This is a genomic window from Plesiomonas sp., from assembly GCF_051650925.1.
GTDB lineage: Bacteria > Pseudomonadota > Gammaproteobacteria > Enterobacterales > CAMTGL01 > Plesiomonas.
Genome location: NZ_JBOFRH010000598.1, coordinates 1 through 13341, shown reverse-complemented (window position 1 = coordinate 13341; position 13341 = coordinate 1). Strand labels below are relative to the sequence as shown.

Genomic DNA, 13341 nt, shown 5'->3' with positions numbered 1-13341 from the left:
CCATCAGTGGCCTCTATCTTGGCTGGCCAATCACGATTTCAGGCTTATTTATTGTGCTACTGTTTGGATATAATCTTTATAAGCGAAGTAAACCTGATTGCGGCTGTGGATGTGGCAGCGAATAAAGTAAAACAGAAATATGTGCTATTTCTCCATAATGCGCGGCATATAATAAATAGTGCTGGAAGAAATATGCCCTAAAATCTATAATTCACGCACAAGGGGAGTAACTTCATTGCTGGGCTATCGTCATTACGGTGTTTTATTGCACCCGGTACTCAGGCAACATATGTTGTAAGTGAGACCTTGCCGTAAGGCAAAGTCTATCCTAAAAAAAGATGACCAAGCCTTACGGACTTGGTTTTTTTGTTTTTAGGAGTTTACTAATATGGAAAGTATCGGCAATAGTTGGATGTGGATAGCATTCTTCGTGCTGGTTATCGGGTTACTGCTCGTTGATCTTCTCGTCCTCAAAGGTGGTAAAAACCACAAAGTATCGTTAAAAGAAGCGGCTATCTGGTCTGTGATCTGGATATCTGTTGCGATGCTGTTCAACCTCGGCATTTGGTATTACCTTGATCTTAATCTGGGTCGGGAAATTGCAAACCAAAAATCACTCGAATTTTTAACCGGTTACGTGATCGAAAAAGCCCTTGCGGTTGATAACGTTTTCGTCTGGCTGATGATTTTTGGCTACTTTGCTATCCCTGCCGAATTACAACGTCGTGTACTGCTCTACGGTGTACTGGGCGCTATCATTTTACGTACCGGTATGATTTTTGCCGGCAGCTGGTTAATCACTCAATTCCACTGGATCCTCTATCTGTTCGGTGCATTTTTGGTACTTACCGGTATTAAAATGCTCAAAAGCAGCGATGATGAAGGGAATTTTGATAAAAACCCGTTACTCGTATGGGTTAAGAAAAACTTCTCAGTAACACACGAACTTGATGGTGAAAACTTCTTTACCGTACGTAACGGTGTACGCTTTGCCACCCCAATGTTTTTAGCCTTAATACTGGTTGAAATCAGTGATGTGATCTTTGCGGTAGACAGTATTCCGGCTATTTTTGCCGTAACCACAGACCCTTTCATTGTCTTAACCTCAAATATCTTTGCCATTATGGGGTTGCGTGCAATGTACTTCTTATTGGCTGACTTTGCCGATCGGTTTGCCCTGTTGAAATACGGTTTAGCTATCATTCTGGTCTTTATCGGTACAAAAATGCTGATTATTGAGTGGATAAAGCTTCCGGTATTACTGTCATTGGGTATTGTGGCCGCAATTTTAGCCATATCGGTTATTGCCAGCTTGGTTTACAGTGCGCGTGAAGGAAAAGCTAAAGAGTAATAGACTACTATTAGCACGTGTAGCACGTAGTTAATAACAAATACGTTAACCACGTTTATACCCCTAACACCTGCATAATAAAAATCCCCGTTGATTGAATCAACGGGGATTTTTTATCTCTGATGAGTGATCACTCAATATCAAATCATGCCATACAATGAGATTTATATTAAACAATAGCGGCTATCATCCTATTAGAACAGGCCATTATTGTCGTCATCGTCATCAAAAAAGTCATTGTCATCATCATTACTGCTGTTATCCAAAAAACCATTATCATCTTGTGGATCAACAATATCATTATCCAAACCAAACGGATTATCATTATCCGTATTGCTCATTGCGGTTAATGCATCGGAGTTAGCCAGAAAGTCATTCGAATCATCAGACGTTAACCCAGCGGTATTTGCCGGATCAATAAAGTTATTCGTGATATTTTCAACAACAGGTTGCGGGTCAATATTCATCGCATTCATTCCCTCATCACGTGAAGAGAACAAACCACTTAGCGCATCTGAAATCAAATTCCCAGCCACAACACCGGTTGTCATTGCCGCTGCGGTTTTCATAAAACCACCAAACATAGAGGGTTGATATTGCGGAGCAGGTTGTTCAACAACCGGTGTTGCCCCACGCATTCTCTCCATCATTCCCTGTTCACGATATGCTTTTAATTGCTCTTCAAGGTAGGCCACCTTACTCTTAGCTTCTGTTAACGCCACTTCTTGTAAAATATTACTCTGTGTTAAGCGATACAAAGCATCAGGCTGCATTGCAATCTGCTCACTGATTAATGCTTCTGCTGCAGGGTCTTTACGGCTCAATGTATGATTACGTAAACGATCAGCTACACCCTCAATCATGTTCTGTTCTTGCGGTGTCATACCCTATACTCCAACAGTTTCATCATCACCAAAACTGCTGATAGTAGTACTGCTAAACGAAAAAAAACGCCACTGATCAGTGGCGTTTTACATAACTTATTACTCTTTAGGATCAGTTATCCTCGTGCATTCTACGAAGCGGCTTCCTCTTCACTGCGGAATACATCCATATCCGTTTGCCCTAGCACTCGGCTTGAGACCATACCGGCTGTCATTGCACCATTTACGTTCAAAGCCGTTCTTGCCATATCAATCAATGGTTCAATGGAAATCAAAAAACCAGCCAATGCAATTGGTAAATTCATGGTTGAAAGTACAATGATTGCAGCAAAGGTTGCACCACCGCCTACACCGGCCACACCAAACGAACTTAACGTCACTACCGCAATCAGAGTAGCAAGAAAAGAAGGGTCTAATGGGTTAATACCCACAGTAGGTGCAATCATCACCGCCAGCATTGCCGGATAAATACCGGCACACCCATTTTGTCCAATGGTTGCACCAAATGATGCAGCAAAATTTGCAATGGTAGAGGGCACGCCTAACTTATCAATTTGCGCTTCTACATTCAGCGGAATAGTTGCCGCACTTGAACGCGAGGTGAAAGCAAAGGTCAGTACTGGCAACACTTTACGGTAATAACGGAACGGGTTAACCCCAGCAAAAAACAGGAAAATACCGTGCACAACAAACATCAAGCCAATAGCCACATATGATGCAACCATAAAGCCCAATAAATTAATAATATCGTGCATATTAGATGTTGCCACTACCTTGGTCATCAACGCCATAACACCATAAGGCGTTAATCGGATCACCATACGCACTAAGCGCATAATCAGTGTTTGCAATGTATCAATAGCAGCAGTGATTTTTTCGCCCACTTCTGGCTTTTCAGCCTTCAGTTTCAGGGTAGCAACACCTAAAAATGCCGAGAATACAACAACACTGATAATTGAGGTCGAACGAGCACCGGCTAAATCAGCAAACGGATTAGTCGGAATAAAAGAGACTAGCATTTGCGGGAACGTTAAGCTGGCAATCTCACTGCTTTTTGAGATCATCATTTCGCCACGAGCCAGTTCACGTGCTCCCTGAGTCAGCCCTTCTGCTGATAAACCAAAGACTTCTGTCACACCAATACCAATTGCAGCCGCAATTGCGGTGGTCAGCATTAGCATCAGTAATACTGAAAAACTGATCCGCCCTAATGAACTGGCATCACTCAGTTTAGTCACTGCAGATAGAATAGAGACAAAAACCAAAGGCATAACAATCATTTGCAATAGGTTAACATAGCCATTACCGGCAATATTTAACCAATCTAGCGTCTCTTTAACAACAGAGTCTGTATGGTGGAAGAAAAACTGTAATAACGAACCAAAGCCGATACCCACCACAAGGCCCACAAATACGGCTCTTGAAAGACTGATACCACTACGTTGATAGCGCGCCAGCAGCAAAGCTGCCACTAAAAAAATGGCAATATTACCTAATACAACAAAACTCATACCACCCTCAATACAGGATTAACCTGATTTTTTATTTATAATAAAATAATCACATGGCTATCATCGCTGAACATAAAACAAATGGAAAGTTCATTAATTTCAATGCATATCTAAAAAAAGCATAAAGGAAATTACGATGATTGCACTCAGTAAAAAAGAGCGGTTTTTTTATTTTAGATAGAGATCACGCCAGATAATGCTTTACACATGTATGTACACCTGCAATGGCTTATTACCTGTATTAGGTAAAGGTTTACTGACACTTGCTAAACAAAAAAGCCCACAAGCATTCATCACTTATGGGCTTTCTCTAAGCAAAAATAAGCATAATCAAAACGTGATGCCGGTGCACATTACGTTTTTATCCACCCAGTGAATCTAAACGCGATTTTGCCATCTTTGCTGATGAAGATGTGGGGTAAGATTTAACGATCTGCTGGAACAGTGTTTTTGCCGCAGCCGTATCACCTTTTTCTTGTGCGATAACCCCTAGCTTAAGCATGGCATCGGCACGCTTAGGTGATTTAGGGTAATCTTTCACTACCGTAGCAAATTGCTGTAGTGCTTCATCTTTACGCTTCTGGTTAAACAATAACTGCCCTAACCAGTAATGAGCATTTGGGCGATAAACTGATTTTGGATATTGGCTGATAAACGCCTGAAATGCAGTAATCGCTTTATCATACTGCTTATCACGCAGGACTAACTGTACTGCTGCATCATAAGCTTGATTTTCGGTGGCATTATCACTAACAACCGTGTCAGCTTTTGCCGTTTCAGGACTCGTAGAAGTCGCGCCCGCGCCTGCCGGTGCAGAGCTCGCTGAAGCAGATGCTGAGGCCGCTGATTTTGCCTGAGCTGAAACATTATCAAGCTCTTGATAAAGTTGACGCTGACGCTCAATAGCTTGATTTAATTGATACTCACTGCGCTCAACAGAACCACGTAATTGATCCATTTCGCCTTGCAGAGACATCAACTGCTGCTGTGTATCTGTCAGTAACTGGTTACGCGCTTCCATAGTGCGTTCGAGGCGAGTAACCCGATCTTCTAGAGATCCGGTTCCCGCCTCGTAGACTGGAGCTTGCGCTGTAGCCGTGTTTGACACGGCTACAAGTACCAGTAACGACAGACTCGCAAGCGATCTGTAGTTACGGTTCATGCAATATCCTTATTAGTAAACCAGCACTGCGCGACGGTTTTTCGCGTATGCATCTTCAGTGTGGCCCAGAACTGCTGGCTTCTCTTTACCGTAAGAAACGATAGAAACTTGCTCAGCATTCACACCACGACCTTGCAGATACATTTTAACTGCGCTAGCACGACGCTCGCCCAGTGCAATGTTGTACTCAGGTGTGCCGCGCTCATCCGCATGGCCTTCAACAACCACTTTGTAAGATGGGTTATCACGCAGGAAAGTTGCGTGTGCATCAAGCATTTGAGCGAACTCTGGCTGAATATCGTACTTATCGAAGCCGAAGTAAACGATGTTATTCTGCTGAAGTTCTTGCATCATCATACGTGCTTGCTCTTCTGCAGACATGCTGCCGTTACCCGCACCATTGTTTTCAGATGTGATGACTTGATCAGCATTATCATTGCTTTTATTTGAGCTACATGCAGCAACAGCCATTACAGGCAGAACTAACATCAGTCCCTTCAACACTTTATTCAGTTGCATTTATTATATCCTTTAATTTAATTATCTTTGCTTCATCACAGATACGGCGACCAGGCAGGGAATTTGACCTGCCCATCAGTTGCCGGAACACGCGCTTTGAAACGTCCATCCGTTGACACTAAATTCAATACTCTGCCCAGACCTTGTGTTGCGCCATAAATAAGCATGGTACCGTTAGGAGAAACGCTCGGAGTTTCATCAAGAAATGTATTGGTCAGAACTTCAACAGCTCCGGTATCCAGATCTTGTTTTGCGATATTTTGCCCTTTTCCTGCGGAACTCACCATATACAGTGCTTTTCCATCAGGAGATATTTCACCATTTTGATTCTGTGCGCCTTCCCAAGTCAAGCGCTCAACAGCACCTGAACCCAAATTTAATTTATAAATTTGTGGGCGACCACCACGGTCAGAGGTAAAGGCAATTGACTGGCTATCCGGATACCACGATGGTTCAGTATCATTAAAGCGGCCTTCCGTCACTCGGCGAATTTGGCCTGATGCCACATCCATAACATACAGTTTCAAGCTACCATCTTTTGACAGCGCAAATGCCATCTTAGAGCCATCTGGCGAGAATGATGGTGCACCGTTATGACGCGGGAACGAGGTTAAAACTTTACGCTGTGATGTGCTTAAATCTTGCAGCATCAGCTGGGAGCGACGGTTTTCAAATGTAACGTATGCCAGTTTGCGTCCGTCTTTTGTCCACGCAGGAGACATGATAGGTTCCGGTGAACGGTGCACAACGAACTGGTTAAAACCATCGTAGTCAGAAACACGTAGCTCATACGGATAGCGGCCACCGTTTGTTTGTACTACATAGGCAATACGTGTTCTGAACGCACCTTTAATGCCGGTTAAGCGCTCAAATACCATATCACTGACGGTATGTGAGGCATAACGTACCCACTGTTTGGTAACACGGTATTGGTTACTTTCAAGTACCGTACCCGGTGAGCCTGCTGTATCAACCAGTTGATATGAAATCAGATAGTTTCCATCGGCTCCAGCCTGAATTTGGCCAATAACAATGGCATCAATACCCATTGCTGACCACAGTGCCGGATTGACTTCCGATGCACTGCTCGGCTGTTGAGGCATGCGTGCTGGCGGAATAGGATTGAACTTACCGCTGTTTCGTAAATCAGCCGCGACAATTTCAGCAACGTTATCCGGTGGATTACCGCTGCCTGTCCATTTAAATGGTACAACGGCAATCGGACGTGCGGTATCTACGCCCTGATCAATAACAATGCGAACTTCTGCACTGGCTACCGCAGTAACCAGCATCATCAGCCCAGCAAACAATTTTAAGAACGGCTTCATTATCTCTCCTAGTTCAAAACCCGCGCTGCAACATTAGAATTTAAACTCTAAAACTGCATTCTTAAACTTATTGTATACAGCATCAGACGGCGGTTGCGGTAACTTTTGCGTTATCTTAATCGCACGTTCAGCTGCTTGGCACAATGCCGGATCACCCCCGACAACTGATGAGCTTAGAATCAAGCCATCAGGTGCAAAATTAATTTTCACACTACAGGTTTTACCACGGTATAAGCTGGTGTCATACATGTTACGGCTTACCGCTTGTTTGATTAAGCCACCGTATTTATCACCATCTGGACCGGGTGCCCCCGCTTTACCAGACCCTGCAGCCTGACCTCCAGCAGCAGCACTGCCTCCGCCACTAGCGTCTTGTGTTAAACCATTAAGCACATCATTTAATGCAGCTTCGCTGTTGGCAGCCTCTTTAGCTGCCGCAGCTTTGGCTGCATCGGCTTTTTTCTTAGCGTCGGCATCTGCCTTTTTCTTGGCTTCAGCATCTGCTTTCTTTTTTGCATCAGCAGCAGCTTGTTTTTTCGCTTCTGCCGCGGCTTTTTCAGCAGCCGCTTTTTCGGTTGCTACTTTCTCTGCCGCAGCCGCTTCTGCTTTTTTCTTGGCGTCGGCTTCGGCTTTACGTTTTGCATCAGCATCAGCGCGTTGCGTTGCTTCTGCATCTGCCTTAGTTTTTGCCGCTAACGCGTCTGCTTCTGCCTGTTTTTTCGCATCTTCAGCCTTTTTCTGGGCTAACTCTGCTTTTTTCTTGGCTTCTTCGGCTTGTTTTCTGACCGTTTCAGCTTTTTGTGCTTCTTCTTGTGCTTGTTTCTTTTGTGCTTCAGCCTGCTGACGTGTCTCTTCTGTCTGCTTGGCAACTTCCTGTGCTTTTAAACGCTCTTTTTCAAGTTCACGTAAGCGCTCTTCTTCGGCTTGTTGTTTTTGCTGAAGCTCTTCTTTTTTCTGTTGTTGTTTTCGTTTGCGCTCATTTTCAGCTTTACGTGAATCATCGTTTTGCTGTTGTAAACGCTTATACTGTTGTGCTACTGCACCCGGATCAACCATGACTGCATCAATTGCTCCGCCGCCCCCACCTCCACCAGCGGGGATCTCCTGATACATAGAACCAAATATCAGCAGAGCAATCACCAGTACATGCAAGATAACGGAGACAACAACCGATTTTGTCAGTTTGTTTTTGTTGTTGTTATCCATCAATACAACATTCTCTATTTATATCGGGTTAGTCATAAGGCCAACGGATGTAACGCCAGCTTCATGCAGTAAGTTCAGGGCTTTGATGACCTCTTCATAAGGAACATCTTTCGCCCCTCCTACCAAGAAAGTCGTTTTCTGATCGCCTTGTCCGACGTTTAAACGGGCATTTTGCATCACTTGATCTGCACTGAGATTTTCATCACGCTTGCCATCAATAGACATGGAGTATTGATCAACGCCTGACACTTCCAAAATCACCGGCGGACGATCATCTTTCGTCTCAACCGCACTCGACTCGGTAGAGTCAGGCAGATCAACTTGTACGCTTTGGCTGATGATGGGAGCCGTTGCCATAAAAATGAGCAACAACACCAGCAACACATCCAAAAACGGAACGATGTTGATCTCTGATTTTGTTTCGTGGCGTCTACGCCGTGTATAGGCCATGTTGAACGCTCCTCACTTACTGCTTTGCTACATCGGCAGCAAAAGCCTGCCGGTGCAAAATAGCGGTAAATTCTTCGGTGAAGTTACCGTAGTTTTGCTCAAGTTTAGAGACGTGTAAATTCAATCGGTTATATGCCATGACCGCCGGTATTGCGGCAAACAAACCAATGGCTGTTGCAATCAGCGCTTCTGCAATACCCGGTGCAACCATTTGCAGGGTGGCCTGCTTTACTGCACCCAGTGCGATAAAGGCGTGCATGATCCCCCACACAGTACCAAACAGGCCGATATATGGGCTGATAGAGGCCACGGTTCCCAAAAATGGAATGTTATTTTCTAAGCTTTCAAGCTCGCGGTTCATTGAGATCCGCATAGCGCGTGATGCCCCTTCAAGTACAGCTTCCGGCGCATGGCCATTGGCACGGTGTAAACGGGCAAACTCTTTGAATCCTGAATAAAAAATTTGTTCTGTGCCACCAAGTTCATCGCGGCGGGTTGAGCTTTCTTGATACAGGCGTGCTAAATCAATGCCAGACCAAAAACGGTCTTCAAAGGCATCGGCTGCACGGGTGGCCGCATTCAATATGCGTGAGCGTTGAATAATAATGGCCCAAGAGGTGATGGAAAAACCGATTAAGATCATCATGACGATCTTAACCATAAAACTTGCCTTTAAGAAAAGGTCTAACAGGTTCATTTCAGCAGACACTGGTAAACTCCGCGACTAACACAGCTGGAAGTGCAACAGGTTTCATTTTTGACGGGTCTATACATGCAACCAATACTTCGGCTGATGACAGTAACCGCCCATCCTGATGAATAATTCGTTGGTTAAATGTTATCGATGCCCCGCGCACTGTGACAATTTCTGTCTCGACAGTGAGGAGATCATCAAGGCGTGCCGGTAAACGGTAGTCAACAACGATACGACGCACGGCAAAGGCGATATTACCTTGCAGTAACGTGTGCTGCTCGAATCCACTACTGCGTAGTAGTTCGGTTCGCGCACGTTCAAAAAAGGCGACATAACGTGCGTGGTAGACGACCCCTCCTGCATCCGTGTCTTCATAGTAAACGCGAACGGGCCATTGATAGATCTTACTGCTCACCTGACATTCCAATGTTTGGGCTTGTACAAGGTGTTACTATACTCAAGTGTCTGGTTATTGGGAATAATCTGTCAGTGCTTTACGGTGATTTATTTATAGGTTGCAGTAAATTACATCGGCCGCTCACACATTATACGTTTTTGTTTGGCTCTGCTTTTTGATTCAATCACGCCTGAGCGTTCTGATATCTTTTACCTATTCAGTAAGTTATGTTCAGAATCCTGTCAAGTTCCCCTTGAATAAATACCGAGCAACCGCACATTCCGGCTCGATCTTTGAAGAGGTAAACGGTATTCTGCCCGCCTATTTATGTGTAATCAGAGATGTACCATGACAAAGAAACTATATGTAGTGTTAGCTCTGCTGCTGACCGGCTTTCTTGGCGCATGCAGTCAACTGACGCAGTATTCATTGAGCGAACAGCAGGTTAATGAGTATTTGCAGCAAAAAGTTGAGTTTCAAAAACAGCTAGGATTGCCCGGTGTCTTTGAAGCGCACATTACGCTGAAGGATATGACGGCTAAAATTGGCCGTGCAGAGCCAAATCAGGTCATTTTAGACGGGATTGCTGATCTGAATTTAGATACGTTGGTGGGTAAAGATCACGCAACCATTAATTTATCACTGGCGGCCCGCCCCTATTTTGATCATGATACCGGCTCTATCTATTTGCGTGATATGCAGCTATTAAGTGCAACTGCCAGCCCTGAGTCTATGGATAAGAGCACGAAGGTTTTGCTGCCGTATCTGAAAAACTCATTACAACTGTTCTTTAACCAAACTCCGGTTTATGTGCTTGATTCAAATCGGAGTAAAGAAGAAGCACTGGTACGTCAGTTAGCAAAAGGCATTGAAATTAAGCCTGGTAAGATTGTCATTCCGCTATCGGAATAATCTGGCCTCCGTGACTTGCTTGGCATGTCTGATGACAAGCAATAATGCGCAAAATAATAACGGGATCTGTACTCGGTAACCGAGAATGCAGATCCCGTTTTTGCTTTTTATCTGTATCGTAATGCTATTTCGTATACGGTTTATTGCTTATTCGGTGCTTATTCAGTATCAGCGGCATCGTTTTGCTGCTGCTCTAATTGCTCGACCAGCTCATCGGCCATGGCTGAGAGAGCCTCGCGTGTTAGCACGGCAAGCCCACGGTAAAAACCACTGGTGGCGTGTGTTTCAATTTGGCCGAGAATTTTGGCTGCCGCAGGTAATAGGTAGTGCTGAAATAGCTGCTCTTGTGCGGTAACTTCATCTTCTGCGCTGTGATCTTCAACCCAAGATGCGGTTAATAGCATCAAGCCAAAATGCCCTCGCAGTGCGACATCTCCGGCGGCCGCTGGCATGCCAACTTGTTGCTGGAATGCCGGAAATTCGCTGCTATCAATGCCGTAGTCAGCGGCAAATAGTGATACGCTGCCCTCTGCGGCAAACAGATGCTGATAGTCACGGCTGAGCGCTGCAATATCCTGCTTCATTCGCAACTGTTTCATGGCAAACTCACTGTTATCACTCAATACCAGTGGCCACATTTCATTCAGTGCCCCTTGCTCAATCATGGCCAGTACTGGCGGCATAACGGCATCATCGGGCTGACGATAGAACAGTGTGCCGAACAGTCGGCAAAGTGTGGAAAAGGTATTCATTAGGGTATCTCGCAACAGACGATAAAAGAGTGAAGTTTACGCATTTACTGCCTGTTGTGCATCTTGATCGCCATGAGCAAAGTGCTGATGTTGTAAAAAATGGTCAACTTGCTGGATAACATCCCACTGATAAATCATGTTGGTATGCGTGACGGCAATGTCAATATGATCAGTAGAGCCTTCTATTTTTGCTTCACGAACCAAGACTAAACCATCATTGGGCTCGTTATCCCACTGCCAAAACAGCAGAGGCCGCATACCAATGGCAGTTGTTCCAGCTACCGTGCCTAACGGAGTATCAACTGACCAGGTTTCTGGTAAGTCAGTTTGCAGCAACCCGTGCTCACCAGAGTTTCCCATCATCCAGCCCAACCCCAGTTGTTGCAGGCGAGCGGCTGTGCTAGCCCGCTGATGTGGGGTGCCAAGTGTAATGACGCTCGCTATTTTTTGGCATGTATGCCGAGCACGCTGTCGGGAAGATAAGCCATAATGCCGGTGTAAATAGTAGCGAATAATCAGCCCCCCCAGACTGTGCCCGACCAGATATATTGGCTGATTTGGGTACTGATTAATCAGAGTATCGAGGGTTGCATAGATTTCATTTAACTGAATATTGACTGAGTTATAGGTTAAAACTTCGGTTTTCCAACCCAGATGATGCAACCTGTCGGTAAAAGGCTGCATCATGAGGCCATTCATAAATAGGCCATGCAGTACAATGATTACGCCCTCTCGCATGGCTGCCCCCTCTGCTTATTTTGTTTGTCTCTATAGTCTGCGTGTACGCGGTGATAATTTTCAGTGTAGCGGGTTCTGTGTTGAATAAGCATCGGGCTGATCGTGTTTTGGGCATAAAATGCATGATCTCGGTTTGGTACAGCGTTATATCGGTGCGGTACACAACTGGCCGAGTAACAGTGCACTGCCGGTTTCCGGCGTGATGGCGGTAAAAGGGGCAGCCTCATAACTGGCCATGATGAAACGTTGGCCGTTGTCTTGAATGGCAACAATGTTGTCAGTAGCGCTCTGCTGTGCCGCGCAGTTAATTCTCACTTTGCTGTGCTGGCCCACCAGCGATAGTGTTCCTGCTGCAATAGGGTTGGTGTAGTCAACGCGCATTTCTGCGTAGGTTATCCCTTTTTCATCGGTCGTTACCGCTTGTGTATCAAGATAGACCTGCCCCTGCGGTATGTTGCCAACCCGTTGCCAGTCAGACTCTGCTGCCTGTACGGTCAGTGCGGTTAATGAGGCTACCAGTGCCAGCGTGTGGATAAGTACAGGGTGAGCGAGGGTGATTATCATCGTAAGATCCTCTGTAAGTGGATGCAGGTAAGGTCGGTTTTCCCTTGAATTAATGGCTTTACTGATCTTTTCCCTCATCCCTGAATATTGTCTTAACGCTTTAAAGTCTTAAGGCTTTTTGGGTAAATGTATTGATAACCGCTTTAATAAACGTAGGCCGTAAGTGGGGATATACGCCAATAATTCGTGACGCGAATCACCGTTTATGCTGTAAACCGATTCAGCCGCGCGGCATAATGGGAAAATTGAAGGAGTGAACGAATGACAAAATATATTGGCGCACATGTTAGTGCCGCAGGTGGTGTTGATCAGGCGGTATGGCGGGCAAAAGAGCTCAATGCAACGGCGTTTGCATTATTTACCAAAAATCAGCGCCAGTGGGCTGCTGCACCATTAACCCCAGCGATAATTGATGCGTTTAAACAGGCGTGCGAGCAGACCGGTTTTAAACCTGAGCAAATTTTACCGCACGACAGTTACCTGATTAATTTGGGCCACCCAGAAGCCGATGCGCTGGAAAAATCACGCGCCGCGTTTTTAGATGAGATGCAGCGATGTGAACAACTGGGGTTAACGCTGCTCAATTTTCACCCTGGTAGCCACCTGAATAAAATAAGTGAAACGGAAAGTCTGGCAAAAGTGGCTGAATCTATCAATATTGCACTGGATAAGACTTCTCAAGTAACTGCAGTGATTGAGAATACTGCCGGTCAAGGTTCTAATTTGGGCTGGAGGTTTGAGCATTTAGCCGAAATTATTGCACAAGTTGAGGATAAGAGCCGCGTGGGTGTTTGCATTGATACTTGCCACACGTTTGCTGCCGGTTATGATTTGAGCAGTACTGAGGCTTGTGTCAAAACGTTTGCCGAGTTT

At 45.1% G+C, this 13341-nt stretch carries 16 protein-coding genes; 4 read left to right on the top strand and 12 right to left on the bottom strand.

Features of this window, described 5'->3' with window-relative positions; genetic code table 11:
* On the top strand, window positions 1–201 hold a 201-nt coding region (locus ACRC27_RS14315), incomplete at its 5' end, for a hypothetical protein (RefSeq protein ID WP_438640188.1).
* A gap of 187 nt (window positions 202–388) precedes the next feature.
* The gene (locus tag ACRC27_RS14310) at window positions 389–1351 is read left to right on the top strand and encodes a TerC family protein (RefSeq protein WP_438621924.1); all 963 of its coding nucleotides are present in this window, start codon (window positions 389–391) and stop codon (window positions 1349–1351) included.
* 194 nt (window positions 1352–1545) lie between these two features.
* Here ACRC27_RS14310 and ACRC27_RS14305 read toward each other — a convergent pair whose 3' ends face one another.
* The 9 genes from ACRC27_RS14305 to ybgC all read right to left on the bottom strand — a co-directional run bounded on the left by ACRC27_RS14305 (window position 1546) and on the right by ybgC (window position 9520).
* A complete protein-coding gene (locus ACRC27_RS14305) occupies window positions 1546–2235 on the bottom strand; it encodes a DUF2076 domain-containing protein (RefSeq protein WP_438621925.1) in 690 nt (229 codons plus the stop codon).
* A gap of 131 nt (window positions 2236–2366) precedes the next feature.
* Window positions 2367–3746: an L-cystine transporter gene (locus tag ACRC27_RS14300; protein WP_438621926.1), complete on the bottom strand. Its 1380-nt coding sequence runs from the start codon at window positions 3744–3746 to the stop codon at window positions 2367–2369.
* 361 nt (window positions 3747–4107) lie between these two features.
* Window positions 4108–4908: a tol-pal system protein YbgF gene (gene ybgF / locus ACRC27_RS14295; RefSeq protein WP_438634081.1), complete on the bottom strand. Its 801-nt coding sequence runs from the start codon at window positions 4906–4908 to the stop codon at window positions 4108–4110.
* Between the two features lie 12 nt (window positions 4909–4920).
* Window positions 4921–5427: a peptidoglycan-associated lipoprotein Pal gene (gene pal / locus ACRC27_RS14290; protein ID WP_438621928.1), complete on the bottom strand. Its 507-nt coding sequence runs from the start codon at window positions 5425–5427 to the stop codon at window positions 4921–4923.
* 35 nt (window positions 5428–5462) lie between these two features.
* Window positions 5463–6755: a Tol-Pal system beta propeller repeat protein TolB gene (tolB, locus tag ACRC27_RS14285; RefSeq protein WP_438621929.1), complete on the bottom strand. Its 1293-nt coding sequence runs from the start codon at window positions 6753–6755 to the stop codon at window positions 5463–5465.
* 33 nt (window positions 6756–6788) lie between these two features.
* Complete coding sequence (gene tolA, locus ACRC27_RS14280; RefSeq protein ID WP_438630274.1) at window positions 6789–7961, bottom strand: cell envelope integrity protein TolA; 1173 nt, start codon at window positions 7959–7961, stop codon at window positions 6789–6791.
* Between the two features lie 18 nt (window positions 7962–7979).
* The gene (gene tolR, locus ACRC27_RS14275) at window positions 7980–8411 is read right to left on the bottom strand and encodes a colicin uptake protein TolR (protein WP_438621931.1); all 432 of its coding nucleotides are present in this window, start codon (window positions 8409–8411) and stop codon (window positions 7980–7982) included.
* A gap of 16 nt (window positions 8412–8427) precedes the next feature.
* Entirely contained in the window at window positions 8428–9108 is a 681-nt protein-coding gene (gene tolQ, locus ACRC27_RS14270; protein WP_438640189.1) for a Tol-Pal system protein TolQ, read from the bottom strand.
* 1 nt (window position 9109) lies between these two features.
* A complete protein-coding gene (gene ybgC / locus ACRC27_RS14265) occupies window positions 9110–9520 on the bottom strand; it encodes a tol-pal system-associated acyl-CoA thioesterase (RefSeq protein ID WP_438621932.1) in 411 nt (136 codons plus the stop codon).
* Between the two features lie 330 nt (window positions 9521–9850).
* Here ybgC and ACRC27_RS14260 point away from each other — a divergent pair, with 330 nt between their 5' ends.
* Window positions 9851–10414, top strand: a complete 564-nt coding sequence (locus ACRC27_RS14260; protein ID WP_438640187.1) for a lipoprotein — start codon at window positions 9851–9853, stop codon at window positions 10412–10414.
* Between the two features lie 158 nt (window positions 10415–10572).
* On the opposite strand, the gene ACRC27_RS14255 is transcribed toward ACRC27_RS14260, so the two are convergent.
* From ACRC27_RS14255 to ACRC27_RS14245, 3 genes are all read right to left on the bottom strand, one after another.
* Entirely contained in the window at window positions 10573–11166 is a 594-nt protein-coding gene (locus ACRC27_RS14255; protein WP_438640186.1) for a TorD/DmsD family molecular chaperone, read from the bottom strand.
* A 36-nt stretch (window positions 11167–11202) separates the two neighbouring features.
* Window positions 11203–11904 carry an esterase/lipase family protein gene (locus ACRC27_RS14250; protein WP_438640185.1) on the bottom strand — a complete coding sequence of 234 codons (702 nt, stop codon included), beginning with the start codon at window positions 11902–11904 and terminating at the stop codon, window positions 11203–11205.
* A 144-nt stretch (window positions 11905–12048) separates the two neighbouring features.
* A complete protein-coding gene (locus tag ACRC27_RS14245; protein WP_438621936.1) occupies window positions 12049–12468 on the bottom strand; it encodes a hypothetical protein in 420 nt (139 codons plus the stop codon).
* Window positions 12469–12729: 261 nt separating this feature from the next.
* On the opposite strand from ACRC27_RS14245, the gene nfo reads away from it, so the two are divergent.
* A partial coding sequence (nfo, locus tag ACRC27_RS14240; protein WP_438640184.1) for a deoxyribonuclease IV occupies window positions 12730–13341 on the top strand: 612 nt, incomplete at its 3' end.

Excerpts from the sequence above, each read along its gene's own strand:
- ACRC27_RS14310 (WP_438621924.1), top strand. The coding sequence starts at position 389 with ATGGAAAGTATCGGCAATAGTTGGATGTGGATAGCATTCTTCGTGCTG.
- ACRC27_RS14305 (WP_438621925.1), bottom strand. The coding sequence starts at position 2,235 with ATGACACCGCAAGAACAGAACATGATTGAGGGTGTAGCTGATCGTTTA.
- ACRC27_RS14300 (WP_438621926.1), bottom strand. The coding sequence starts at position 3,746 with ATGAGTTTTGTTGTATTAGGTAATATTGCCATTTTTTTAGTGGCAGCT.
- ybgF (WP_438634081.1), bottom strand. The coding sequence starts at position 4,908 with ATGAACCGTAACTACAGATCGCTTGCGAGTCTGTCGTTACTGGTACTT.
- pal (WP_438621928.1), bottom strand. The coding sequence starts at position 5,427 with ATGCAACTGAATAAAGTGTTGAAGGGACTGATGTTAGTTCTGCCTGTA.
- tolB (WP_438621929.1), bottom strand. The coding sequence starts at position 6,755 with ATGAAGCCGTTCTTAAAATTGTTTGCTGGGCTGATGATGCTGGTTACT.
- tolA (WP_438630274.1), bottom strand. The coding sequence starts at position 7,961 with ATGGATAACAACAACAAAAACAAACTGACAAAATCGGTTGTTGTCTCC.
- tolR (WP_438621931.1), bottom strand. The coding sequence starts at position 8,411 with ATGGCCTATACACGGCGTAGACGCCACGAAACAAAATCAGAGATCAAC.
- tolQ (WP_438640189.1), bottom strand. The coding sequence starts at position 9,108 with ATGAACCTGTTAGACCTTTTCTTAAAGGCAAGTTTTATGGTTAAGATC.
- ACRC27_RS14260 (WP_438640187.1), top strand. The coding sequence starts at position 9,851 with ATGACAAAGAAACTATATGTAGTGTTAGCTCTGCTGCTGACCGGCTTT.
- ACRC27_RS14255 (WP_438640186.1), bottom strand. The coding sequence starts at position 11,166 with ATGAATACCTTTTCCACACTTTGCCGACTGTTCGGCACACTGTTCTAT.
- ACRC27_RS14250 (WP_438640185.1), bottom strand. The coding sequence starts at position 11,904 with ATGCGAGAGGGCGTAATCATTGTACTGCATGGCCTATTTATGAATGGC.
- ACRC27_RS14245 (WP_438621936.1), bottom strand. The coding sequence starts at position 12,468 with ATGATAATCACCCTCGCTCACCCTGTACTTATCCACACGCTGGCACTG.